The sequence below is a fragment of the Escherichia sp. 94.0001 genome (genome assembly GCF_013369155.2).
Classification (GTDB): domain Bacteria; phylum Pseudomonadota; class Gammaproteobacteria; order Enterobacterales; family Enterobacteriaceae; genus Escherichia; species Escherichia coli_F.
This window is the reverse complement of record NZ_JABWMS020000051.1, coordinates 1-25,635: the sequence shown is the minus strand read 5'-3', so window position 1 is coordinate 25,635 and position 25,635 is coordinate 1. Positions and strand designations below refer to the sequence as shown.

The window sequence follows — 25,635 nt, the reverse complement described above, 5'->3', positions numbered from 1 at the left end:
TCATGCGCACATAACCACTTAAACTCTTCCCCAGAGCCTTTTCTGTCATCTCTTAGGAGCAAACAATTTCATTCCAACTCATTACTCCAGCATATAAATCCAGTTGGTAACTTTTATTTAACCTAAAACCAGTTTTATCCACCATTTATGAAATTATGTGAAGCATTTCATAGAAGAAAAATCACCAGCTTAAACATTATTCCCTTTTTGGCTGATTTTCGACCAACTCCGCGATTTGTTACACATTGAAATATCACTTTTGCTGTGCGTAATATGGCTATTCGTTAGCCAAAAAATAAGAAAAGATTATGCAAGCAACAGCCACAACACTCGACCACGAGCAAGAATACACGCCGATCAACTCGCGTAATAAAGTCCTTGTCGCCTCTCTCATTGGCACGGCCATTGAGTTCTTCGACTTTTATATTTACGCCACTGCGGCCGTTATTGTGTTTCCGCATATCTTCTTCCCGCAGGGCGATCCTACGGCAGCAACGCTCCAGTCGCTCGCCACCTTCGCCATCGCCTTCGTCGCGCGCCCCATTGGCTCTGCCGTTTTTGGTCATTTTGGCGATCGCGTTGGGCGTAAAGCGACGCTGGTCGCCTCGTTGCTAACGATGGGGATTTCGACCGTGGTGATTGGTCTGCTGCCGGGCTATGCCACGATTGGTATTTTCGCCCCGCTGCTGCTGGCACTGGCTCGATTTGGTCAGGGTCTGGGCTTAGGCGGCGAATGGGGCGGAGCGGCGCTGCTGGCAACCGAGAACGCCCCACCGCGCAAACGTGCACTGTATGGCTCCTTCCCGCAACTGGGCGCACCGATTGGCTTCTTCTTTGCCAACGGCACTTTCTTACTGCTTTCCTGGCTACTGACCGACGAGCAGTTTATGAGCTGGGGTTGGCGCGTGCCATTTATCTTCTCGGCGGTGCTGGTCATTATCGGCCTGTATGTTCGCGTATCGCTGCATGAGTCGCCGGTGTTTGAGAAAGTCGCTAAAGCGAAAAAACAGGTGAAGATCCCGCTGGGTACGCTGCTGACCAAACATGTTCGCGTAACCGTACTGGGTACGTTCATTATGCTGGCAACCTATACGCTGTTTTACATCATGACGGTCTACTCAATGACCTTTAGTACCGCCGCCGCGCCAGTTGGGCTTAGCCTGCCGCGTAACGAAGTGTTGTGGATGCTGATGATGGCAGTTATTGGTTTTGGCGTGATGGTGCCAGTCGCCGGACTGCTGGCCGATGCCTTTGGTCGTCGTAAAAGCATGGTAATTATCACCACGCTGATCATCCTGTTCGCGCTGTTCGCCTTTAACCCGCTGCTCGGTTCTGGCAACCCGATTCTGGTTTTTGCCTTCCTGCTGCTGGGGTTAAGTCTGATGGGACTGACCTTCGGGCCGATGGGCGCGCTGTTACCAGAGCTGTTCCCGACAGAAGTGCGTTACACCGGAGCATCGTTCTCTTACAACGTAGCGTCGATTCTCGGGGCTTCCGTTGCGCCGTATATCGCAGCCTGGTTGCAGACTAACTACGGGTTAGGTGCGGTGGGGTTATATCTGGCGGCAATGGCTGGCTTGACCTTAATCGCCCTGCTGCTGACCCATGAGACGCGACATCAATCGTTGTAATAAGAGTGAAAAGCCTGATGCGCTACGCTTATCAGGCCTGAATTTCCATAAAATATATTGAATTCGCAAGGATTTGTAGGCCGGATAAGGCGTTCACGCCGCATCCGGCAGTTTCCATCACTTCTTCATCTGCGACAAAATCGTCCGACACTGATTAGCCTCCCCTTCGGAAGGAGAGATCAGCGCCAGTAACGCCGCCGCCGGTGTTACCAGCGTTGTCAGTGCCGCCGCGACGGCTCCGCGAGCAATCAACGGTCCGGCTTTTACCCCAGCCTGCGGATTTTTAAATGTCCCACGCACATACAGCGGCGAACGCAGTGTGATAATCCGAATCCCTTTACTTTCTGGATCGATAGTCAAATCCAGCTGTTCCGAAGCAAAACTTGCCGTGCCGGTAACATTGATCAACGCATTCTCAGTATCAAAAGCAAAAATCTGCGGACGCGCCACACCGTTGGCAATATCCAGATTCGCTGCCGCGCAGTTCACCCGCACCTCATCGTCACCAAATATCGCACCGACAATGTAGTTACCAACATTCAGCCCGACAATCTCCATCAGGTTGCGGCTCACCAGCCCGTCATTCATCAACAGTTTCAGGTTACCGTTGCTGTTGCCTAAAAGTGCCGCCACTGAGTTACCGCTACCGCGGAGTTCCGCGTCACCGTTCATTTCCCCCAGCGTCTTCTGCATCAGCTCCACATCCGGCATCAGTTCTTTGAGTTTCAGCCGACGCGCCTGAATATCAGCCCGCCCTTGCATCGGCTTTTTATCGCCTTCCAGATGAATATTCGCCGCAATGCTGCCGCCCGCCATGCCAAATTTCAGCGGTTGCAGGCGCAGGTCAGCATTTTTGAGGATGATATGAGTAGAAAGATCGCTAATCGGCAGGCTACTGCCATGCTCAATGCGCCGCCCTTTGAAGCGAACATCGGCATCCATGACGTCCCATTTATCGGTTTCGAAGCGGTCATAAGGCAGCACTTTGCCCGCAGGCTGAACGCTTTTTTCGCCTTTCTTCTGCTCAGACCGTTTCGACTTTTCTGCACCTTTTCCAGAATCAACGCCAATCAATGGCCCTAAATCTGCCAGCCGCAATTGCCGCGATTCGACATCACCTTCCAGTTTTGGCCGTGGCTTGCCGGTGGTGTAGATCAGAGAACCGTGGATATCACTATCGCCAATGCGCCCATTAAAGCCTCGATAATCAAATACCGACGATTTTTCAGTGTCGATTTTCGCGACCAGCCGACCATCGGTTTCAAACGGCGGGGTATCGGGCAGCAGAACGCCCGTCAGTTCATAGAGATCACCCAGCGAATCGCCAGAAAATTTAAGCCGTAAATCGACACCGCCCATCTTCATTGGGTCATTCACGACGCCATCAAAAGCGACGCGAGTATTCCCGGAGCGGAAATCAGCCTGTACCGGAAACGGTGTACCTTCGCCGCGTAGTGCCAGCATACCGCCGATTTTACCTTTGCCCGTGAGCGGTTCACCGTTATAACGTCCCTGCGCCTTCAGGCCAAAAACGTAATCGCCCACCTTTTCTTTATCCGCTTTACCTTTCGATCCGGTAACTTCACTGAACGGCAGCGGCTTGCCTAACGGATCGACAAAAATTTCCAGATCCGCTTTGCTTACTTTGTCATCAATAGCGATCCGCCCTTGATCGAACAGAATATTATCCAGTCGAAACGACCACGCCGACGGCTTTGCATTCATGTCTTTGTTGTCATCATTGGCGAGATTAAAGGTCCAGTTATTGTTCTTTTCAGAGAGACGAATCAGACGCGCGTCGGGCTTCTCCAGTTTTATCCACGGCAGCCAGACCGTTTTGGTCAGCAACGCCAGCGGGGCCAGTGTTGCCTCTACCCGCGGCAAATGCACCATTGTTACTTCGGGAATATCTGGCGGATTGCCAAGAATGATGTCTTCTGCATGCACATGAGGCCACGGCACCCAGCTGCGCCAGCCGGTTTCTTGTTTTTGCCGCTCCCACACCACGCCCAGATCGCCACGGATAGCGAATGGACGATTCAACTCCGCAGAGACTTTCTGGTTGATGGTCGGTTTGAGTCGATTCCAGTCAAATGTTGCAATCAAAATGATCGCCACGACAATCAACAACAAGAAAGTCCCTGAAATCGCAGCGGTTATTTTGCCTGCCTTGCTCATCATTCGCTTCCTCATATTTCTTCCTGTGCCAGTCCTAAAGATAGTCCAGCCAGGCAGAAAATGAGGCAGCTTATAGCGCCAGAACTGCCGAATTCAGCGTTTCTATCGGTGCCGGGCGTGAAAGAAACCAGCCTTGTGCGGCAAATGCAGGCGAATTTTGTACATCGCGCCACTCTTCCTGCGTTTCCACACCTTCGACAATCACCCCGCGACAATAGCGATTCATTAGATGTAAAAGATGAGAAAAGAGCGTGCGTCCTTCCGGCGACTGACGCAGCATCACAAACAGCTCACGGGCGATTTTGATGTAGTCGTAACGTACTTCACTTAGCGCAGAGAAATTCGCCATCCCAGTGCCGAAATCATCCAGCCACAGCGGACCAAATTCACACATCGAGGCAAAGGTTGAGTCTTTTGGCAGGCGGATGTGTTCTACCAGTTCGAAACGCAGCCAGGGAAGATGCTCAATCTGGCGCAGGATTTTTGGTTGCTGACGCAGGGCGATGAGTGTAGGACCATCAATATTGACCGATGCCAGCAGGCCGTGCTCGACAAAGAAGTCGGCATTTTGCGCCAGCAAATCAATCTGCTCTTTCACAACCTCCATCCGATGGCTGACGGTGATTTCAGTAAAATAGCGATCCGGCGGCAGACGTTGTAAAGGGTTCGAGGGATGCGTGACCACCGTTAATAGCTCCACGGCCATTAACCGTCCGCAGGTTTGATAGATCGGCTGCCAGGTGTAAGCACGCTCACACTGCAACCAAAAACGCCGTTCCTGCAAGCTCTCGATGCTTGCTTCAGGGTTGCTTATTCGCTGGATAACCTGCCTTATCATCAAAGATGTCCTGTGTTTAAAAGTGATGCTGCCCGGACTCGACAAAGATTATCGGCGCGCAAGAGCAGAACTTTACCGCCTGACCGGGTTAAATTTCCCCACTCCACTACGGAATCTTTCAGGAATACGTTCTGGCTCAAAAAAATAATGGAACACTGTTTTAATATGGTTGACCAGCAAACCACCACAGCGCAAACTAACGCTAATTTTTTACAGATCAGGTTCACGACTATGTCCAAAAAGATTGCCGTGATTGGCGAATGCATGATTGAGCTTTCCGAGAAAGGCGCGGACGTTAAGCGCGGTTTCGGCGGCGATACCCTGAACACTTCCGTCTATATCGCCCGTCAGGTCGATCCTGCGGCATTAACCGTTCATTACGTGACGGCGCTGGGAACGGACAGTTTTAGTCAGCAGATGCTGGACGCCTGGCAAGGCGAGAACGTTGATACTTCCCTGACCCAGCGGATGGAAAATCGTCTGCCGGGTCTTTACTACATTGAAACCGACAGCACTGGCGAACGTACGTTCTACTACTGGCGTAACGAAGCCGCCGCCAAATTTTGGCTGGAGAGTGAGCAATCCGCAGCGATTTGTGCAGAGCTGGCGAATTTTGATTATCTCTACCTGAGCGGGATTAGCCTGGCAATCTTAAGCCCGACCAGCCGCGAAAAGCTGCTTTCCCTGCTGCGCGAATGCCGCGCCAACGGCGGAAAAGTAATTTTCGACAATAACTACCGTCCGCGCTTGTGGGCCAGCAAAGAAGAGACACAGCAGATGTACCAGCAAATGCTGGAATGCACGGATATCGCCTTCCTGACGCTGGACGACGAAGACGCGCTGTGGGGTCAACAACCGGTGGAAGACGTCATTGCGCGCACCCATAACGCGGGCGTGAAAGAAGTGGTGGTGAAACGCGGGGCGGATTCTTGCCTGGTGTCCATTGCTGGCGAAGGGTTAGTGGATGTCCCGGCGGTGAAACTGCCGAAAGAAAAAGTGATCGATACCACCGCAGCTGGCGACTCTTTCAGTGCTGGTTATCTGGCGGTACGTTTGACGGGCGGCAGTGCGGAAAATGCGGCGAAACGCGGGCACCTGACCGCAAGTACCGTTATTCAGTATCGCGGCGCGATTATCCCGCGTGAAGCGATGCCTGCGTAAAAGCAGCATATGCAAAAGGCTGGATAAAGTGTTACCCCTCTATCCAGCTCATCCATAAATACCTGATGGTTGTGCTAACTCATCACCATCAGGCATTACTGTGCGGGTGGAATATCCGTCACTTCAGGATGTACGTCATCCGTGGCAACAGAGGTTGTGGCAGCAGTAGTAGATGGGGCCATGATTTGATCCCAGGCCGCCTGCAACGCTTTCATGTTAAATTCTGGCTCGCCTTTCGGCTGCAGAAGAATTAACGCCATATCGTTCGACAACTGCTGGCGCAGATCCTGATTTAACATCTCTACCGTCAGACTATTAAGGAAATCCTGGCGCAGTTTCTGATATTGCTCCGGCGCGATATCAACGACCTGATTTTGCAACGAACGCATCCGCTGCCCCATCAAAATATCGGTATCAGCTCGCGCATAGGCGGCAAACAGTTTCTGCAGCTCCAGTTTCTTTTGCGCCACTAACGCATTGAACTCTTCTTCCGGCAGACCTTTATCGCGAACCTTCGCTAGCTCACGCGCTACCAAATTAAGGTTGCTGTTCAGCTTGTCGTTTGGTGACTCGATGTTGATGGCACACTGCGCACGCAGATACAGCACACGGCAGTCAAATCCAAGACCGATGTCTTTGCTGTTACTGGTGCTTAACGCTTGCTGAACGTGCCAGAACAGCGCCTCACGGGCCAGGTCCGCACGCCAGTAGCGCAGCAGTGCGGCTGATTCACGAATTGGCTGCCACGGCGTATCCCACATGATAGATAACCGGTCCTGACGTACCGCATCGGTCATAATACTCACCGCTTCAGGACGCAGCGGAGAAAGCGTCGGCACCGGAGCCGGTGTTTCACGTTTGCCTTTCAGTTCGCCAAACGTTTTGTTGATTTGGTCGACAACCGAGCGCGCATCCACGTTTCCCACCACCAGCAGCGTCATTGCATCCGGGGTGTACCATTTCTGATAGAAATCTTTAATCTTTTCCGCTTCAACGGGTTGTTTCAGCGGATCGGCAGGATCGTGACCTAACAAGGTTGATCCTTTCAGACGATAGCGCCACCAGCCCTCTTTAGTATCGGCAGGCCAGGTTGCCACCATGTCCTGACTTTGCAGCGCGTGGTTGATGGTTTCTGGTGTGATGGTCAGTTTGCCAGTGGCATTTGCCAGATAAGAGAGCGCTTCTTTCAGCAAGTCGTTACGGTTATTGGGCAAACTCAGATTAAACAGCGTGGTGTCATAAGAGACAATTACCGGCGGCATCGGGCGTTTAGGGTCGATCCCCTGCTGCCACAATGAACGCGCCTGTGCTGCGTCAAGGCCACCGCTTTGCGTTAACGCAATACGAGGGATGGCGTGACTGTAACCGCTCTGTTGTGTACTTTCGGCGAGCGAACCGGTATTAACCAGCAGGCGAATTTCAACGCGATCGCTGGGACGCTGGGGCGTGGTCAGCACTTGCCACTGTAAACCGTTGGAAAGCGTCCCCTGTTGCCATGCTGGATCAGGCTGGAGCGCATCTGCCTGCACATAGCCAGCAGTGGCCATCATCAGCAAACCGCCCGCTAAAAGTCGAATTTTTGTGCCCTGCATGTGAACCCCTGATCAACTATCCTGGTAATAAAAAACTGCCCGTTGTCGGTCAGTCTAAATGACATTAAAAACACTTCGTGTTAGACCGCAAGAACATGAAAATGTCACGGAAGAAGTGAAATAAACCTGAACTCACCCAGGTGGTAAGTTCAGGCACAGGGGTCAATTATGCGCAAACACCCGCACTCGGGGAAGGGAGTGCGGGCATAAGTGGTGAGATTAAGAGGATAATTCGTGCGTTTTGCCATCCGGCGCACGATTATTCAGCACATCGTCCAGTTTTTTGTGGTCCAGTTCTTTCACCCACTTAGCAACAACAATGGTCGCTACGCCGTTACCGACCAGGTTAGTCAGCGCACGAGCTTCTGACATAAAGCGGTCGATACCAAGAATTAGCGCCAGACCCGCTACCGGCAAATGGCCCACCGCAGAGAGCGTCGCTGCCAGCACGATAAAGCCACTACCCGTTACCCCTGCCGCCCCTTTAGAAGAAAGCAGCAACACGATTAACAGCGTGATTTGGTGGACGATATCCATCTGACTGTTAGTGGCCTGGGCGATAAACACCGCCGCCATTGTCAGGTATATCGATGTGCCATCAAGGTTAAACGAGTAGCCTGTCGGGATGACCAGCCCCACCACCGATTTGCGGCAGCCGAGTTTCTCCATCTTGTCGAGCATACGCGGCAGCGCCGACTCGGAAGATGAAGTCCCCAGTACAATCAGCAGTTCTTCACGGATGTAGCGGATAAATTTGAAGATACTGAAACCAGTCGCTTTAGCGATTGAACCCAGTACCAGAACCACAAACAGGATACAGGTGATGTAGAAGCAGATAATCAGCTGCCCCAGTTGCACCAGTGTGCCGACGCCGTATTTACCGATGGTAAACGCCATTGCCCCGAACGCACCAATAGGTGCCAGACGCATGATCATATTGATGATGCCGAAGATGACCTGCGAGAAACTTTCGATCACGTTAAAAATCAGTTGGCCTTTGCTGCCCAGACGGTGGAGCGCAAAACCAAACAGTACGGCAAACAGCAGCACCTGCAGAATGTTACCGCTGGCAAATGCGCCAATGACGCTCGCCGGGATGACATCCATAATGAAGGCGACAATGCCCTGGTCTTTCGCCTGATCGGCGTAAACCGCTACCGCTTTCGCATCAAGCGTTGCCGGATCGACGTTCATTCCGGCACCAGGCTGCACGACGTTAACGATGATAAGACCAATAATCAGTGCGATGGTGCTGACAATTTCAAAGTAAAGCAGTGCGACTGCGCCGGTACGACCGACCGCCTTCATGCTTTCCATGCCCGCAATGCCCGTTACGACGGTACAAAAGATGACAGGAGCGATGATCATCTTAATGAGCTTAACGAACCCGTCGCCAAGCGGTTTCATTTGCTCGCCTATTTCAGGGTAGAAATGGCCAAGGAGAATACCAATGGCTATCGCTGTCAGGACCTGAAAGTAAAGGCTTTTAAACAGAGAGGTTTTCATAGGGTGTCCTTTAGTAAAACCACAGGTCTTGTAAGGTTATGGGGTACCTGCGGCCTTAAAATAACACCCAGACAACATCACAGAAATGTACCTGGATCATAATTGAAACAAAAAGGTTAAAAAGTTTGAGCTGGCTCGCACAAACCAGCACTTTTTAAAGTTTTGTAATCAGTTTGGGGTAGCTACTTTTCTTCCAGGTAACTCTCTTCGAAGATTTCAATAGGGAGTGGGCGAGCAAAAAGGAAGCCCTGGGCAATACCAACGCCCGCTTTTGCCAGCCAGTCGCGCTGCGCTTCAGTCTCCACGCCTTCGGCAATCATTTGTAAGTTCAGACTTTGTGCCAGCATGATAATTGCTGCAATCATGCTGCTATCTTCTGGCAAGCCTTCAACAAACATTTTGTCGATTTTCAGTACGTCGATTGGCAACGATTTCATATGCTGCAGCTGACGCAGCCCTGCGTAGCCCATACCGAAATCATCCAGCGCCACCCGAACTCCGGCATTGCGCAGCGGACGGAGGATTGCCACCGCTGCATGAGGGTCGTCAATACGTCGGCTTTCTGTCACTTCCAGAATCAGCGTTCCCGGCTGAATGCGATAGCGGGTTAACAGTTCCAGCATATCCGCTACCATATTCGGGTGCATCAGTTGCAGCGCTGAGAGGTTTACCGACAAGGGCAACATAATGCCGCGCTCTTGCCAGGCAGCCAGCAGTCGACAGGACTCTTCCAGCACCCAGTGACCGACGGTAACCATCAGCCCACAGCACTCAATGCGATCGATTAAGCCATCCGGCAGATCCCAACTGCCATCCGGTTGCTGTATACGCAGTAACACTTCCGCACTGACCAGTTTACCGCTGGTCATCTCGACCTGTGGCTGTAACCAAATCGCAAACTGATGATTTTCCAGTGCATTAAGGATATCGCTCTCTTCCGTCAACCGCTGTTGGGCGGCTTCCATCTGCTGCGGATCAAAGAACTGAATCTGATTCTTGCCTTTATGGCGAGCGGTAAATGCCGCAGAAATAGCGCGACTGTAAAGCTGTTCGGCGGTGAGATCGCCGTAGAACATCGCCACGCCAATGCTACAGTGCGGACGGAGTTGAATACGTTCAATCGGCAGGCGCTCGCTCATGATAGTGAGCACTTGCTGACCTAAAGTAATAGCATGCCACGGCTCCTGTACACCGTTGGCAATGACAGCAAAGTCATAACCACTAATCTGCGCGAGGATCATACGTGGCGACAGTACCGATTTGAGTTTTTCCACCAGCGTCAGCAGCAGAATTTCTCGTTGCGCCTCTTTCAGCACGCCCGCAGTATCACGCAGGGTTTCACAGGTGATGATCATCAGCGCGGTGGTTTGTTTACGCGCGACAACCTGCTCCAGCATCTCCATCAGCAAGGCTTTGTTCGGCAAATCCGACACCGGGAAGCGCATCGCATTTTCGTTCTGTTCTTCATAATGGCGCTGCAGCAATTGCTGGTTGAGGTTGTAACTGCGCACCAGCATACCGATTTCATCGTCCTGATGCAGACGTGGTAATGCCAGTTGGTGACCAACAAGCTCCTGGGCTGGGATGGCGTTAAGTTCACGAGCAATATTGCGTAACGGATGCAAAATCAGGCGGTTAATGCACCAGCTAATCGCCACCGTCAATATTAACGACAAAAGTAAGTAAATGGTCACTAACGTTGAGAGGGTGCTCATCACGAACTTATACATGCGGAAGGAATCCGCCTGTAGCACCAGATAGGCAATTGGCTGCGGGTTTGCCGGACGTTCCAGCGAGTAAACGCCCAGCGAGATTTGCACCGGTAGCTCAAACATGCGAGTAACCATTACCGGCACCGGACGCTCTGGAATAAAACTTTTACGCAGCGCCTGGAACTGGTTAGGCAGCACCACATCGGCACGGCTGACCACGCCTGCCGGTTTAATGCTGGCAAGAATAGCTTCCGCTTCGGGAATATCGCCTTTCAAAATGGCAGAAGATAAGGGTTCGCGGACAGAGCGAGCAATGCTTTCCAGTTGCGTAGCCGTGTTATAGCGATTCTGCTGGACCAGATGGAACAGCAAAACGGTGCAAAAAATAAAAACGAACACCAGGACAACGGCTGCCACCATTGCCATCTGCTTGATTGTTAACGAGCGACTTACGCGCAAATTGTCTCCCCCCGGAAATCCCAGATTGCCGCCCGAGTATACCCGATCGCAGCGGCATTAAGAGAGGCGCTATCTGAAAACTTACCAGTCGGCGTAAGGTATCAGCGGCTGCGGCGGTAAATCCATGTCACCCTGCCATCCGGCGGCGGAATAACGTACGTAGAGCAGGAAATGGCTGGGCGCGTAATCCTTCGCTTGCTGGATATCAATTGCCGTACCGACAAACCAGTTGGATGTGACGCGACGCTCAAGTAATGCCCGCGCCGTATAGCCAAAGCCCTAACTGCTGCCGCCATCGTTGGATTGCCGCGCAGCTTCTTCCTGCCAGTCAGTCGGGATCAGATTCATCAGCGGATACCGCGGCATGGTTTTGGTGCGCGAATGCGACCACGAACCAGACGCCCCCAGCTCCCACGACCAGTTTTCTGTCCGTTCACGCCACATCACCGGAATAGCAAACGACAGGTATTCCTGCGGGCTGTAGTAACCGCCCTGACCGAGTGAGTACCCACTCAGGTCTTTGTCGTAATGCCAGATCATGTTGTTCAGGCCAATGGTCACACGGCGATTATTCTGGTTGATGACCTTATAGTAATAGCCCGTCATCCAGCGCACGCGCCAGTTATCTTCGACATTTTTACCGGTTAACTGGTCACCGCTAAGCGATGCCCAGACGCCGTTTGCTTCACCTTTATCGTAGCTCAGGCTTAGCCCCACGCCGTCGGCACGCACGCCACCCCATTTTTTCCCGGTATTGCTCGGGGAGTCTTTTTGCCCGCCAAAGGCCAGCAAAGAACTGGAAATGGGCCGACGATGGGCGTTAACGGTGTAACCCAGCGGCCCGATATCATCACTGTAACTGATGCCGCCGACCACATCCACCACGTTGAAGCCCATCGGCGTGGTGCCGATATCCCAGCTCCAGACGTCATTTCGCCAGCCGACCGCCACGCTGGCACCGGAATCCGACTGGCTGCGGTTGCCGCTACAGTCCTGTAATGTACAGGTGCCCCAGTTGTCATCCCATTTGCCATCGGCATTAGTGGAGAAACTGCCGACGTTCATATTGACGAAATCACTGCGAAAGAACATCCGCCCGTCAGAATAGGGCGCATCCACCTGCAACATGGTAGTGTGCGCTTTCAGATCGGAGTAACCACCGGTTCCGCTCGAACCCCAGTAATCGTGCTCGAGAGTGACGTTAAGATCCTGCTGACGGTAGAGATCTGCCGCGTCGCTGCGCACGCCGCGTTTCAGCCAGTCATCTTTCTCGTCGTTACGGGTCAGCCGGGTAAAGGTGTCGTTATCCTGCGGACGCATCGTGGTCACACCGGATGCAACCATCGCGTCTTTGTAGGTTTCCTGCGCCTGCGTTGGGTCTCCCGCCTGCGCTTCAAACTTCGCACCGTCGCGCAGTACCATCGCGCTTTCCATCGACGGTAGCTGAGATTTTGCCTGCGGGATCAGCTTGTTAAATGTCTGCTGCGCCGCTGCGGTATCGCCAAGCTGCGCCTGCGCCAGCGCCACGCGCCGCTGTGTGTTCAGGGAGGCGTTATCGGTGGCAGGCAGTTTCGCCAGTTGGCTACGTGCCGCCGCTTTGTCACCGGCAGCGATATCCACTTCCGTCAGGCCAAGAATGGCATCAGCGTTAGTTGGCTCCCGCGTCAGGACATTCTGATATGCAGCACGGGCAGCAGCGTAATCACGTCGTTGTTGCGCCCAGTCAGCCAGCGTCAGATCAATACGCGAGGAAGGCGGTTGCTGGCGCAGCATCGCTTCTGCTTCTGCCTCTTTACCGTTTTCTCGCAGGCGATTAGCGGTTTCCAGCACCTGGTCGCTTTGCAGCCGATTAACCAGCTCCTGAATATTGCTGTTCTGCTGCGCGAGATTGCGCATTAACGTATCGGCCTGGCTGCGTTGTCCGGCCTGCCAGAGATCCTGCGAAAGTCGGTAAGTAATCCATACACTGCCGGGGTCCAGTGCCAGTCGTTGCCGCTGAAGTGCTGCTGCCTGCGCCCATTTGCCCTGGTTTTCCAGTGCCTCTGCCTGCTGTGCCAGACGATCGTTTTGCAGGCTACGTTCGATATCATCAATGCTGCGCCGCTGGCTGGCAGAGAGCGAGGCGATAAACGCTTCTGCTTTTTCTGGCGATTGCTGGCGGTAAATATTCGCCAGCCCGCGCACGGCGTTGGTATTGCCGCTGTCCATGCGCAGCGTCTGCTGGTAATAGCGTTCGGCGGCGGAATAATCTTTTCGCGCCATCGCCACATCGCCCAGCCCCAACACCGCATAGCTGTCGGTGTTATCGACACTGCGCGCCTGCTGGAACAGGCGTTCTGCCCGGTCAGGATTATTGGCTTTCAGCGCGGCATCACCCTGCTGGATCGCCAGCCAGTAGCGGTTTACTTTCAGCAGACTGTTCCATTTGTCGTTGTTGCTGCTGTGCGGGTCCAGTGCGAGGGCTTTTTCCAGATTCGCCACCGCATTGGCGCGATCGCCTTTCTGAGAATACGCCTGGCCCAGCGCCCCCAGTGCCTCACTGTCTTTCGGGTTCGCCCGCACTGCCTGTTGTAGTTCGGGAATGGCTTTACCCGCCATGCCAGAGTCCACTGCCGCTAAACCTTGCGCACGAGCGCGGAAAGCAGGGTCGGCCAGCTGTTTTTGCTGTTCTGCCAGTTGCGATTGCGCAGCAGCTACGCTGTCGCCATCGCTAAAGATAGAGAGATATTTTTTCAGCGCCTGCACGCTGGCATCGCTGACAGGCATGTCTTTAATCTGCCCGTACCAGATTTTAGAGGCTCCCTCGCGCCCGGCGTTCGATTTCGCCATCTGCTCCAGTACAGCAAAACCTTCATCACGCCGATCGCTACTAAACAGCAATAGCGCCAGATTGTTTTGCAGGCCCGTATTGCCCGGCGTATCCGCATTAATGCGTTTTAGCTGATTAATCGCTTCGCCACGGCGAGCCGGAATTTTCGCCACCGTACTCCAGTACTCGACGGCAATGTCACCTTCCGGCGGCGCACCGTTGAACAGCTTGTTGTAACTCGCCACAGCTTCTTCTGCATGACCGGTAGTCGCCTGCAATCTTGCCTGTTGCAGTGCCTGACGACCATCCGGCGTAGAAAGTAACATTGTGGTCCGCGACGATTTATACGCATTTGAACTCGGCGCTAACTGCGACAGCCGATCGAGCTGTTTTTGCGCGCCATCAATATCGCCCTGACGTAACAGAGAACGGAAACGGGCGGCAACGACGTCCGGGTTATTCGGATCAATAAGTTCCAGCCGATACAACGACTGTTGCACCAGGTCTTCACGATGGGTCGCTTCGCCTAACCGAACTTGCTCCAGCAACTGTTGCTGAGCGGTTGGTGCTGCCTCGACCATCGGCATGACGGCCAGACCGAGGGAAAGCGTGAATATGTTTAGTGTGAATTTGCGCATTCCTGGCCCCAGTCAGGTAATAACTCACCTTTTGTCGAGAAGCGGAAACGGTGTTGATCCCAGCCTTGTCCAAACAGGGTCAGCACATAGTTGTAATAGGCATCGCTGCCGGGAAAGTTATCGGCCACGCGCTGGCGCTGAACGGCCTGTGCATCGCGGTTTTGTAAAAAGGGCAGCATGGCGGCAGAAAAACCGACCGGTCCTTTACCCTGCGCTTTCCCCGTAGCCACATCGACTTTTTCCGGCGGATAGCCGTTTTTCTCGGTGAATGTCGCCATCGGTTTAAACCGGTTGAGCATCCGCGCTTTTTGCGGATCGCTGTCAGGCATCATGCCTACCCACATGTAAACACGGATAGCGTCGTAGCTGCTGATCAATGTTTTTTCGGCTTTTAGCTGCCAGCCTTTGTCTTTCTCATAGCGCACCCAGTCTGGTGAAAAGCCTTTCGGGGCGGTTTCCAGCAATAAACGTTGATTGGTTTCGCGCAGCGTAGTCCACGGCGCGCCAAAGCGGGTGAAATACTGCGCCAGCGTCGGCGGCAGGTAGCTGGGGTTAAAACGCCAGCTGTTATCCTCAGCAAATCCCACTTTGCCCGGCAACAACATGGAACCCAGCCCAGGCACCGTCACCACTTCCTCCCGCGCAATACGTTTTAACAACGCGCTGCCGATGTCGGTATAACGCTGCTCTTTCCACAAACGCCCCGCCTCCAGCAACGACCAGGCCATCCAGACATCACCATCAGAGGCCGAATTGCTGTCCAGCACTTCCCACTTACTGTTCTCTTTCTTGCCCCACAGCCAGGCGGGCAAATGTTCTTTTAAAGAACCCTGAGCGAGATTGTTCTGTGTCCAGTCGAGAATATTATCGAAAGCTGCACGGTCGTTAGCCGCCAGGGCAAAGAACATGCCGTAACTTTGCCCTTCGGAGGTGGTGATTTTGCGCGCGTCGCTGGGGTCGATGACGCGCCCTTCCTGACTGATGTAATCCTTTTTGAACTGCTCCCAGGCAGGCCAGTTGCAGGCAGCCTGAACACTAAAGGCAGCCAGCAGCAGCATCGTCACGAGTCCACTACGCAACACATTCATCTTCAATTACTCGTTATCCGGGTTAAGACGACGACGGCTGATAATACGCAGCAAACGCCACAGTACCCAGGCCAGCAGCACGACGCTGATTGCCGCCAGCACCGCCAGCAGAATCGGATGGTTTGCCAGCGCATACCATAAGCGTTCGAACCACGGCAGATGGCCAACGTAATAGACGTCGCCAACACGCAGGCTATTGATACCGGACTCGCGGATCACCGCGACCGAGCCGAACATGGTGGCGCGTTTGCCGCTATCGTTCACCGCATCGTTAAGCATTTCATAACCGCGTGGGCTATCTGCCAGCAGCGCAATCACGCTACGCTGGTCGTTATACGGCGACTGGAAGCCAATCACCGCTGCCATCGCACCGGAAGAGGTCAGCGTTGATTGAGTTTCTGCCGCGCGATCGCTCTCGTCCGGCACAATGCCGGGGAACGGGGTCTGGCGCATCGGCGTTTTCACCCAGCTTTCGGTCGCCTGCACCAACAGGTCGATCTGCTTGTCGTCTTTCAGTTTGTCCGGGATACCACCGATGATCATGATGTCGGCATCTTTGCCCTGAATGGTGCTGCCATCATCGGTCACCGTCAGGTTAATCGCCGGGAAGCCCGTCTGCGCACCGATAAAGCCAACGGTATTCAGCAAGGTTTCCATCTGTGCTTCGTTAGGCGCTTTCGGCATCACGGTGATGGTTTGTGACAGATCCGCCATCCGGCTGAACGGGAAGCCCGCGTTAGCAAAGGCGCGTAGATCCGGCATCGGGATGAAGTGGTAATACTTCGAGAAGTCGATGGTGGAGTCGTCACCAATCACCACATGATTCTGCACCGGCTGGAAGGTAATACAGTTATCCACCGAACCGCCCGGCATCGGGTTCATATACTCAAAGTCAAACCGCAACTGGTTGGTCGCGCCCAGTTTCAGCGCCGGAATAGAGACATCCGTTTTGCCATCCAGCAAACCTTGTAATACCGGAATACGCAGCAGCAGGCGGTTCGCCTCCTGTTTACTGCTCAGGTTGAAGGATTGCAGGAACTGGTTATTCAGGCTGATATCCATCCGCGAACTGTCTTTCACCGGCGGCATGGTGTAGCGATAGTTGATATCCATATCAATGCCGGTACTGCGCATCAGGTAGAGATCCGGCGGCAGGTTTAGCGAAACGTTAATCGCTGCTGGCTCAAGACCGCTGGATTGTAACTGTTCTTCATAGGTTTTCAGTTCACCAAAGGTGACCGGACGATCGGTACGCACCCAGTTCGGCGCATCGTACGGCTTACGCGGTAGCAGCGGTTTCACTTCATTCACTACCACGCTTTCACCACGGAACAGAATGTTACCCTGAGCGATACCTTTCGCTGCCTGCAACAGGTCTTTGTCGTCACGACCAAAGACCACCAGCAGTTTGACGTAAGGATTCTGTGGATGGTTGATCATCTCAATCACCGGGGCTTTTACCGCCGGATGATCGCGCAGGAAGTCCGGGCGTTTGTCATTAGTGGCAAAAACGATGGCATTGCGATCCGGCAGTTGGTTATAGAGCACCGGGAAGTTCTGCCCACGCCAGCCAGAACGCGAACCAAACCACGAGGCGACAATGGCAGATGCTTGTTGCAGCCCAACATCCGGCGCACCCGCAAAGACCATCGGCAAGGTGTTGGTGCGGTTATCACGTGGGTCAAAGAATGGTACCGGGAAGTGTGACAGATCATTCTTCACATTCAGGGTCTGATAGGTCAGATCCAGTCCACTGCTCCGCCCAACATCCAGCCAAAGCGTGGTGCTGGCCGGGTTTTCGCACACGTCCTGATAATGACCGACAAACTCCAGCCGCACACGGTTGAAGTCGGTAATAAACAGTGGGTTAATTGGCATTTGTGCCAGCGTTTTTTTACCCAACTGTTCTTTGGTCACTGGCAGCACGCCCATCAGTTCATCATTGAGATAAACCTTTAACTGCGACTGGACAGGCAGTAACGATGGCGATGGCGTGTATTCGAGGTTGAGCATCGCCTTCGTCACCACTTCATCGCTGCGCATACCAAACTCAATGCTGCCGTTCGGGTTAATGCCACGTAGCACCATGCTGCCCGGCGGTGGCGCAATTTGCGCAAAGGTCAGCTTCACATCACGCGAAGGACCGTTCTGCGCCACGATGGGGGCATCAGCGCCCTGCACGCCCGGCATCACTTGCCCCACCTGCGGATTTTGTTCCGTCTGGGCGGCTACAGCTGGCTCAGCATTGATCAGTGGTTGCGTTGCTGGCGTCGCCTGCGTCATGAAAGAGGGGAACGCACTCATCCCCATAGCCACTGCACAAATCCAGAATAGTTTTCTTTTCATCGCGTTATCATCATTGTTGAGCCAAAGCCTGATCCGATGGTTGTGCCGTTTCGCTCCGCGCCGGGCGGCGCGGAATAAACGATACAACCCAGGAAACCAGAGAAGTCAGCACACGGAATATGCCCTTCACCGAAGAAGGCGCAAACTCCGCCAGATGGCGGTAGCCACGGAAGCCGAGCTTCAGAATATCCAGCAGACTTTCCAGCGGCTTATCTTCCGGATAGCTGTCCTGCCAGAGCGCCCATGTATCCGCACGGGCAAACGTACACTGCACAAAATCGATATGTTGCTGGGTGGTGAGCGGCATTAATTTCAGCCCAACTTCATTACCCATCACGCGCGCCACCTGGGTCGGGAAGACGTATTCCTGCTGACCACGTTTAAGCAACAGATTCACTTTCTGCCCTTCCAGAATCTGCGCCTGACCGTTGATCTTGATCCCCAAACCACCGTCGGAGAAATCCTGAACGGTACACGAGAAGAGGTGACCATCTTCACGGGCAATTGCCGCTGGCATTGTCATCTCCACGCGGTGCGATCGGCGAACCTGTTTGCTTTCTACCGATACCGCTACCGCACCACCGAGAATAATCAGGTTGTAGAACACCCACACCATACTGACGATGACAGTGAGCATCTCGGTTGGCGGGCCGTAGAAGTAACGCCAGATACCGACCGCAATACCGACCAGGTTGAGCAATACCAGGAAAATGTAGGGCCGTGAGATCACCCAGTCGACGTACTCTTCTTCCACCAGTCCACCTTTGGCGGTGACGTTAAATTTGCCTTTGTGCGGGTTAATCAGCGCCACCAGCGTCGGTGGTGCGATATACCACGCCAGCACCGTTTCGTAGATTTCACTCCAGAAAGAGTGGCGATATTTGCCCTGGATCTTCGAGTTGGTCAGGCTGGCATGAATCATATGCGGCAGCACGAACAGGGCGATCATCAACGCTGGCGCATAGATGATGTAGGCATGCAGCAGCAGGAACGCCAGCGGCGCAGTCAGGAAGATCAGTCTTGGAATGCCCGACAAGAAATGGAACATGGCGTTGACGTAGCACAGCCGCTGAGCAAACTTCAGCCCTTTACCGGTGAGCGGGTTATCAAGACGGAAGATTTGCACCATCCCGCGCGCCCAGCGAATACGTTGGCCGATATGCGCCGACAGACTTTCGGTCGCCAGCCCCGCCGCCTGTGGAATACGCATATACGCTGAAGTGTAGCCACGACGGTGCAGACGCAGAGAAGTATGCGCATCTTCGGTTACCGTTTCGACGGCAATACCGCCAATCTCATCCAGCGGCTTACGACGAATCACCGCACAGGAACCGCAGAAGAAAGTGGCATCCCACATATCATTGCCGTCCTGCACCAGACCATAAAACAACGTGCCTTCGTTTGGCGTTTTACGAAAACGCCCGAGGTTGCGTTCAAACGGATCCGGTGAGAAGAAGTGGTGCGGCGTCTGCATCATCGCCAACTGTTTTTCTTTCAGGAACCAGCCCATGGTCATTTGCAGGAATGAGCGCGTCGGCACGTGGTCGCAGTCGAAAATCGACACGAACTCGCCTTTGGCATATTTCAGCGCATTGTTGATGTTGCCTGCTTTCGCATGTTCATGAGTGGTACGGGCGATATATTTCACCCCCACGTTTTGTGCAAACTGGCGAAACTCTTCCCTGCCGCCGTCATCGAGGATCCAGATGTTCAGCTTGTCTTTCGGCCAGTCGATACCCAGCGAGGCGTAAATCGTATTTTTCACCACGTTGAGATCTTCGTTGTAAGTCGGGACAAAGATATCCACCGACGGCCACAGCGACATATCTTTCGGCAATGGCACCGGCTGACGATTCAGCGGCCATACCACCTGGAAGTAGCCGAGCACCAGCACAATCCACGCGTACGTTTCGGCGAACAGCAGAATAAGCCCGCACACCAGGCTGACCGGATCGTCCCAGTTCAGCGTAGAGGTGTAGCGCCACCAGATATAACGGCAAGAAACGGTCAGCGACAGCACAATCAACATTAGCGCCGAGAAGCGCCCCGGCATCCGCCGTACGATCAGCGCTACACCCCACAGCAGCATCAGGAAAATAAACTGCGCCAGCGGGTTAAACGGCTGGGTAACGCAGATTAACGCCAGAATCAGCGAGAAGGTGACGATGATACCGAGGATCAACCGCCGCGCCCCGGCGCTCAAATGGCCGAGTTCTTTTTTCTCATCGAGATGCTGTGTTTTATGGCTAACGCGCTCAGGCAGCTCGTTCATCCATTGATGGTAACGTCCACGAATATTCTGCAGACCTGAAAATGTCCGCCTACGCGTTTTCGGCGTTTCTTTGCGCGATGTACCGATCAGTAACCAGCATGTTTGAATGAGATAACGGACCGGGTCCAGCGGACGCGGACGCGAGGCGTTGATATGCGGATACAGGTTTTTATGTTCTGCGCGAATACGCTGCCAGCGCGGGTGCTCCAGCGGAATAAAAATCCAGGCCAGGATCAACCAAAAACAGCCGAGCGTCGCGCTGAAAGCCGACGCGCCGTGACGACGATAATCGCGATAACGCCCGATAAGCCGCGCGTTGACCGGCGGGATAAGCAACCACCGGGTCAGGATACTCATGATGCACTCCCGACTGGCGTTTTCAGCCCGGAATAGTTCAACAGGCACCAGTTAGCCAGCGTCAGTATCTCTTCAGCCGCCAGCGCATCACTGCGGTATTCACCGACTGGTTGCTTAGCCGCCAGGCATTGAGCCATCGCTTCATCACGATGAATGAGCATTGGCAGTAATCGGCGCTGGCTTTGCAACCAAAGCTGGTAAATATCGTCCTGAACCTGACTGCCGATACGGAAGTCATTAATCAAAATATGCGCGCCATCCGGCAGCGCCTGCTGATGCAGCCGGATATGGCAGTTGGCATCCACATTGACGATTGCCAGCGAGTGATCGCACAAACTCAGCAGCTGGTGGGTTATCTGCGAGGCATCACGCGGTAAGTCGATTAAAATCCACTGGTAACGCCCGCTGGCTTTTAGTTGCTGTAAGCCGGAGCAAATATCGCTCAGCCGGGTTTGCCAGTGCTGTGGATTTTCTTGTTCTTCAATGGATAACTGACCAAAAGGCAGCAAATCGAGTTGCGAGGTATAGCGCAACCCGGCGTCACGCCAGTCCTGACCGTCCAGCATGGCTCTGGCCCAGCCCTGACGGTGGGTAAAATCAACGTTAAATGACAGGCGCAACAAGTTGTCCGGGCAGGCATCGACCACCAGGACATCTTCTCCCAACATTTGTAATGACCAGGCTAATGCGGCAGTGATGGTTGTTGTTCCCACGCCTCCCCGCACCCCCTGCAATCCCAGTACGGCCATTCACCAATCCCCTACTTTTGTTGCGCAAACTCTGCCAGCAACGGCCAGCGTTTTAATGCCGCGGCCAACTGTTCGCGTTGGGAAATATCGGCATAATCAATATCAGGCAGTGAAAACGCCTGCTTTAACGCCAAAATATCATTCTGGAAGATATAGCCTATCGCGGGATCAGGCAGAGTATCTGGTTCATTGTTATTCATTTGCTTGATCCCTATGAAATAACCGTACCGTTCATGAGACAATTCTAAACGTGAGCATTTCACCGCTTCATTGTTTACGGCGAGACGGGAACTTGCTCACTTTTTGACTTTCCGTTACGCAACAGAAAAAGTTAAAAACGAAAAGGCTAAAATCACACGTCTTGTGACCTGCTAAATTGATTCACATGCTAAATCTGATAAGTTTTAATTTCAATGGTAGGTTTATTTCTTAGCTTTCGCTAGTAAACTGATAATCAGACAAAATGATGACATGAGGGACATTGTGGACCCTGTATTCTCTATCGGTATCTCATCATTATGGGATGAGCTGCGACATATGCCAGCAGGCGGCGTCTGGTGGTTTAACGTCGATCGCCATGAAGATGCTATCAGTCTGGCGAATCAAACAATTGCATCCCAGGCTGAAACCGCACACGTCGCGGTCATTAGCATGGACAGCGATCCGGCGAAAATCTTTCAATTAGATGATTCTCAAGGGCCGGAAAAAATAAAATTATTTTCAATGCTAAATCATGAAAAAGGTCTATACTATTTGGCCCGTGATTTGCAGTGTTCTATTGATCCCAATAATTACCTTTTTATTCTTGTTTGCGCAAATAACGCATGGCAAAACATTCCTGCCGAGCGGCTTCGCTCATGGTTGGATAAAATGAATAAATGGAGCAGGTTAAACCATTGTTCGCTTTTGGTAATTAATCCCGGAAATAATAACGATAAACAATTTTCATTGTTGCTTGAGGAATACCGTTCACTTTTTGGTCTTGCCAGTTTGCGTTTTCAGGGCGACCAACATTTGCTGGATATTGCCTTCTGGTGCAACGAAAAAGGGGTCAGCGCCCGTCAGCAGCTTAGCGTTCAGCAACAAAATGGTATCTGGACATTAGTTCAAAGCGAAGAGGCGGAGATCCAACCACGCAGCGACGAAAAACGCATTCTGAGTAATGTTGCTGTACTGGAAGGTGCGCCGCCGCTATCGGAACACTGGCAACTGTTCAACAATAACGAAGTTCTGTTCAATGAAGCCCGTACCGCTCAGGCGGCGACGGTGGTCTTTTCTTTACAGCAAAATGCGCAAATCGAGCCACTGGCCCGCAGCATTCATACTCTGCGTCGCCAGCGCGGTAGTGCGATGAAAATCCTCGTACGGGAAAATACCGCAAGCCTGCGCGCCACCGATGAACGTTTGTTATTGGCCTGCGGTGCAAATATGGTTATCCCGTGGAATGCGCCACTCTCCCGCTGTCTGACGATGATCGAAAGCGTGCAAGGGCAGAAGTTTAGTCGCTATGTGCCGGAAGATATCACTACCTTGCTGTCAATGACCCAGCCGCTCAAACTACGTGGTTTCCAGAAGTGGGATGTGTTCTGTAATGCCGTTAACAACATGATGAATAACCCTCTCTTGCCTGCACATGGTAAAGGCGTTCTGGTTGCCCTACGTCCGGTACCGGGTATCCGGGTTGAGCAAGCCCTGACGCTGTGTCGCCCTAACCGTACCGGCGATATCATGACCATTGGCGGTAATCGGCTGGTGCTGTTTCTCTCATTCTGTCGGATTAACGATCTGGATACCGCGTTGAATCATATTTTCCCATTGCCGACTGGCGACATTTTCTCAAACCGTATGGTCTGGTTTGAAGATGATCAAATCAGTGCCGAGCTGGTGCAGATGCGCCTGCTTGCCCCAGAACAATGGGGCATGCCGCTGCCTTTAACGCAAAGTTCTAAACCGGTCATCAATGCCGAGCACGATGGTCGCCACTGGCGAAGAATACCAGAACCAATGCGACTGTTAGATGATGCTGTAGAGCGCTCATCATGATGACCATCAGCGATATCATTGAAATTATTGTCGTTTGCGCACTGATATTTTTCCCGCTGGGCTATCTGGCGCGGCACTCTTTGCGACGCATTCGCGACACCTTACGTTTGTTCTTTGCTAAACCTCGTTATGTTAAACCGGCCGGGACGTTACGCCGCACGGAAAAAGCCAGGGCAACCAAAAAATGACTCAATTTACGCAAAATACCGCCATGCCTTCTTCCCTCTGGCAATACTGGCGCGGCCTTTCCGGCTGGAACTTCTATTTTCTGGTTAAGTTCGGCCTGTTGTGGGCGGGATATCTTAACTTCCATCCGCTCCTCAATCTGGTGTTTGCCGCGTTTCTGCTGATGCCCATTCCGCGCTACAGCCTGCATCGCTTACGCCACTGGATTGCCCTGCCGATCGGCTTTGCTTTGTTCTGGCATGACACCTGGTTGCCTGGCCCGGAAAGCATAATGAGCCAGGGTTCGCAGGTGGCGGGGTTCAGTACCGATTATTTAATCGACCTTGTCACACGCTTTATTAACTGGCAGATGATTGGGGCCATTTTTGTTTTATTAGTGGCCTGGTTATTCCTGTCACAATGGATTCGCATTACCGTTTTTGTGGTTGCCATTCTGCTATGGCTGAACGTACTTACCCTGGCGGGACCAAGTTTCTCCTTGTGGCCTGCCGGTCAACCGACGACCACTGTAACAACGACGGGTGGTAACGCAGCGGCAACCGTTGCGGCGACGGGTGGCGCACCGGTGGTGGGTGATATGCCCGCGCAAACTGCACCGCCCACAACGGCGAATCTCAACGCCTGGCTGAATAATTTCTATAACGCGGAGGCGAAACGTAAATCGACCTTCCCGTCTTCGCTGCCCGCTGATGCTCAGCCATTTGAACTACTGGTGATTAATATCTGTTCGCTTTCCTGGTCGGATATTGAAGCCGCCGGGTTGATGTCGCATCCGCTGTGGTCGCATTTCGATATTGAGTTCAAGAACTTTAACTCCGCCACCTCCTACAGTGGCCCGGCGGCGATCCGTTTACTGCGCGCCAGCTGCGGGCAGACTTCGCACACTAATCTGTATCAACCGGCAAATAACGACTGCTATCTGTTTGATAACCTGTCGAAACTGGGCTTTACCCAGCACCTGATGATGGGACATAACGGCCAGTTCGGCGGTTTTTTGAAAGAAGTTCGCGAAAATGGCGGCATGCAGACCGAATTGATGGATCAAACAAATCTGCCGGTTATTTTGCTGGGCTTTGATGGTTCGCCGGTTTATGACGATACCGCCGTGCTTAACCGCTGGCTGGACGTTACCGAAAAAGATAAAAACAGCCGTAGTGCCACGTTCTACAACACGCTTCCACTGCATGACGGCAACCATTATCCGGGCGTCAGCAAAACAGCGGATTACAAAGCGCGAGCGCAGAAATTCTTTGATGAGCTGGACGCCTTCTTTACTGAACTGGAGAAATCGGGTCGTAAAGTGATGGTGGTAGTGGTGCCGGAACACGGTGGCGCGCTGAAGGGCGACAGAATGCAGGTATCTGGCCTACGTGATATCCCTAGCCCGTCTATCACAGACGTCCCCGTTGGGGTGAAATTCTTCGGCATGAAGGCACCACATCAGGGGGCACCGATTGTCATCGACCAACCGAGCAGCTTCCTGGCTATCTCCGATCTGGTGGTTCGCGTTCTTGATGGTAAGATTTTCACCGAAGACAATGTTGACTGGAAAAAACTCACCAGTGGGTTGCCACAAACAGCACCGGTCTCCGAGAACTCAAATGCAGTGGTTATTCAATACCAAGATAAACCGTACGTTCGCCTGAACGGCGGCGACTGGGTGCCTTACCCGCAATAAGAACGAAAAAGGCCGCAGAGTTTCACCCCTGCGGCCTGATCCGGGCGCAAATTGCCATTACGGCAGCCTGACGCCCGCATGACACGTTACTTCCGCTTATTCAGCGAGTTCACGATCAGACTGGCAAGAATGCCAGCAATGACCGGAGCCGCTAAATCATGCCAGAAGGCCATGCCCAGTTCTGCGAGCGTCATATAGCCGCCTCTGTTGTAATGACAACGTTTCGCGGCTATTCTTGAGTTGTTTGGGTTCAAGATTGGCCCCCGTGATGTTGTCAGGTGCATACCTGCAACGTGCGGGGGTTTTCTCTCTCCAGCAACCAATGCCACCAGGGATTAAGCCCCCGCAACATTGCGCCTCACCGGAACCCTTCCGGCTTGCCGCTGATTCTA

16 protein-coding genes and 1 pseudogene are annotated in these 25,635 nt (G+C 53.0%); 5 read left to right on the top strand and 12 right to left on the bottom strand.

Annotated features, from left to right (window positions below; translation table 11 throughout):
- The first annotated feature begins 308 nt into the window (after positions 1–308).
- A complete protein-coding gene (locus HEN33_RS18610; RefSeq protein ID WP_176262794.1) occupies positions 309–1,631 on the top strand; it encodes an MFS transporter in 1,323 nt (440 codons plus the stop codon).
- A gap of 117 nt (positions 1,632–1,748) precedes the next feature.
- On the opposite strand, the gene HEN33_RS18605 is transcribed toward HEN33_RS18610, so the two are convergent.
- Both HEN33_RS18605 and pdeH read right to left on the bottom strand, forming a co-directional pair.
- Complete coding sequence (locus tag HEN33_RS18605) at positions 1,749–3,809, bottom strand: AsmA family protein (protein ID WP_176262797.1); 2,061 nt, start codon at positions 3,807–3,809, stop codon at positions 1,749–1,751.
- Between the two features lie 70 nt (positions 3,810–3,879).
- On the bottom strand, positions 3,880–4,647 hold the full coding sequence (pdeH, locus tag HEN33_RS18600) for a cyclic-guanylate-specific phosphodiesterase (RefSeq protein ID WP_176262793.1): 768 nt from the start codon (positions 4,645–4,647) through the stop codon (positions 3,880–3,882).
- A 231-nt stretch (positions 4,648–4,878) separates the two neighbouring features.
- Here pdeH and kdgK point away from each other — a divergent pair, with 231 nt between their 5' ends.
- Entirely contained in the window at positions 4,879–5,808 is a 930-nt protein-coding gene (gene kdgK, locus HEN33_RS18595) for a 2-dehydro-3-deoxygluconokinase (RefSeq protein ID WP_105277797.1), read from the top strand.
- Between the two features lie 95 nt (positions 5,809–5,903).
- Here the strand turns inward: kdgK and HEN33_RS18590 are convergent, their stop codons facing one another.
- The 9 genes and pseudogenes from HEN33_RS18590 to bcsR form a co-directional block, all read right to left on the bottom strand.
- The gene (locus HEN33_RS18590) at positions 5,904–7,400 is read right to left on the bottom strand and encodes a M16 family metallopeptidase (protein ID WP_001163147.1); all 1,497 of its coding nucleotides are present in this window, start codon (positions 7,398–7,400) and stop codon (positions 5,904–5,906) included.
- A gap of 219 nt (positions 7,401–7,619) precedes the next feature.
- Positions 7,620–8,906 carry a C4-dicarboxylate transporter DctC gene (gene dctA, locus HEN33_RS18585; RefSeq protein WP_000858214.1) on the bottom strand — a complete coding sequence of 429 codons (1,287 nt, stop codon included), beginning with the start codon at positions 8,904–8,906 and terminating at the stop codon, positions 7,620–7,622.
- 182 nt (positions 8,907–9,088) lie between these two features.
- Positions 9,089–11,077 (bottom strand): biofilm formation regulator HmsP, encoded by a 1,989-nt coding sequence (gene hmsP, locus HEN33_RS18580; RefSeq protein ID WP_001266333.1) that lies wholly within the window; start codon positions 11,075–11,077, stop codon positions 9,089–9,091.
- 81 nt (positions 11,078–11,158) lie between these two features.
- Positions 11,159–14,524: pseudogene (gene bcsC / locus HEN33_RS18575) on the bottom strand (cellulose synthase complex outer membrane protein BcsC).
- On the bottom strand, positions 14,506–15,612 hold the full coding sequence (gene bcsZ / locus HEN33_RS18570) for a cellulose synthase complex periplasmic endoglucanase BcsZ (RefSeq protein WP_001353587.1): 1,107 nt from the start codon (positions 15,610–15,612) through the stop codon (positions 14,506–14,508). Before bcsZ ends, bcsC begins: the two are co-directional and overlap by 19 nt.
- 6 nt (positions 15,613–15,618) lie before the next feature.
- A complete protein-coding gene (gene bcsB / locus HEN33_RS18565; RefSeq protein WP_001355017.1) occupies positions 15,619–17,958 on the bottom strand; it encodes a cellulose biosynthesis cyclic di-GMP-binding regulatory protein BcsB in 2,340 nt (779 codons plus the stop codon).
- Positions 17,959–17,968: 10 nt separating this feature from the next.
- Positions 17,969–20,587: a UDP-forming cellulose synthase catalytic subunit gene (bcsA, locus tag HEN33_RS18560; RefSeq protein WP_176262792.1), complete on the bottom strand. Its 2,619-nt coding sequence runs from the start codon at positions 20,585–20,587 to the stop codon at positions 17,969–17,971.
- Entirely contained in the window at positions 20,584–21,336 is a 753-nt protein-coding gene (bcsQ, locus tag HEN33_RS18555; protein WP_032185391.1) for a cellulose biosynthesis protein BcsQ, read from the bottom strand. Before bcsQ ends, bcsA begins: the two co-directional genes overlap by 4 nt.
- Before the next feature lie 11 nt (positions 21,337–21,347).
- The gene (bcsR, locus tag HEN33_RS18550) at positions 21,348–21,536 is read right to left on the bottom strand and encodes a cellulose biosynthesis protein BcsR (RefSeq protein WP_001063314.1); all 189 of its coding nucleotides are present in this window, start codon (positions 21,534–21,536) and stop codon (positions 21,348–21,350) included.
- A gap of 271 nt (positions 21,537–21,807) precedes the next feature.
- Between bcsR and bcsE the strand changes: the two genes are divergently transcribed.
- Genes bcsE through bcsG form a run of 3 tightly spaced genes read left to right on the top strand, consistent with a single transcriptional unit; the run spans position 21,808 to position 25,243 of the window.
- On the top strand, positions 21,808–23,379 hold the full coding sequence (gene bcsE, locus HEN33_RS18545) for a cellulose biosynthesis c-di-GMP-binding protein BcsE (RefSeq protein ID WP_001204923.1): 1,572 nt from the start codon (positions 21,808–21,810) through the stop codon (positions 23,377–23,379).
- Positions 23,376–23,567, top strand: coding sequence for a cellulose biosynthesis protein BcsF (bcsF, locus tag HEN33_RS18540; RefSeq protein ID WP_000988308.1), 192 nt, complete (start codon positions 23,376–23,378; stop codon positions 23,565–23,567). The genes bcsE and bcsF overlap by 4 nt, the downstream gene beginning before the upstream one ends.
- Positions 23,564–25,243, top strand: coding sequence for a cellulose biosynthesis protein BcsG (bcsG, locus tag HEN33_RS18535; protein ID WP_000191596.1), 1,680 nt, complete (start codon positions 23,564–23,566; stop codon positions 25,241–25,243). The genes bcsF and bcsG overlap by 4 nt, the downstream gene beginning before the upstream one ends.
- 86 nt (positions 25,244–25,329) lie before the next feature.
- Here the strand turns inward: bcsG and HEN33_RS18530 are convergent, their stop codons facing one another.
- On the bottom strand, positions 25,330–25,437 hold the full coding sequence (locus tag HEN33_RS18530; protein WP_000170736.1) for a type I toxin-antitoxin system toxin Ldr family protein: 108 nt from the start codon (positions 25,435–25,437) through the stop codon (positions 25,330–25,332).
- Positions 25,438–25,635 lie beyond the last annotated feature (198 nt).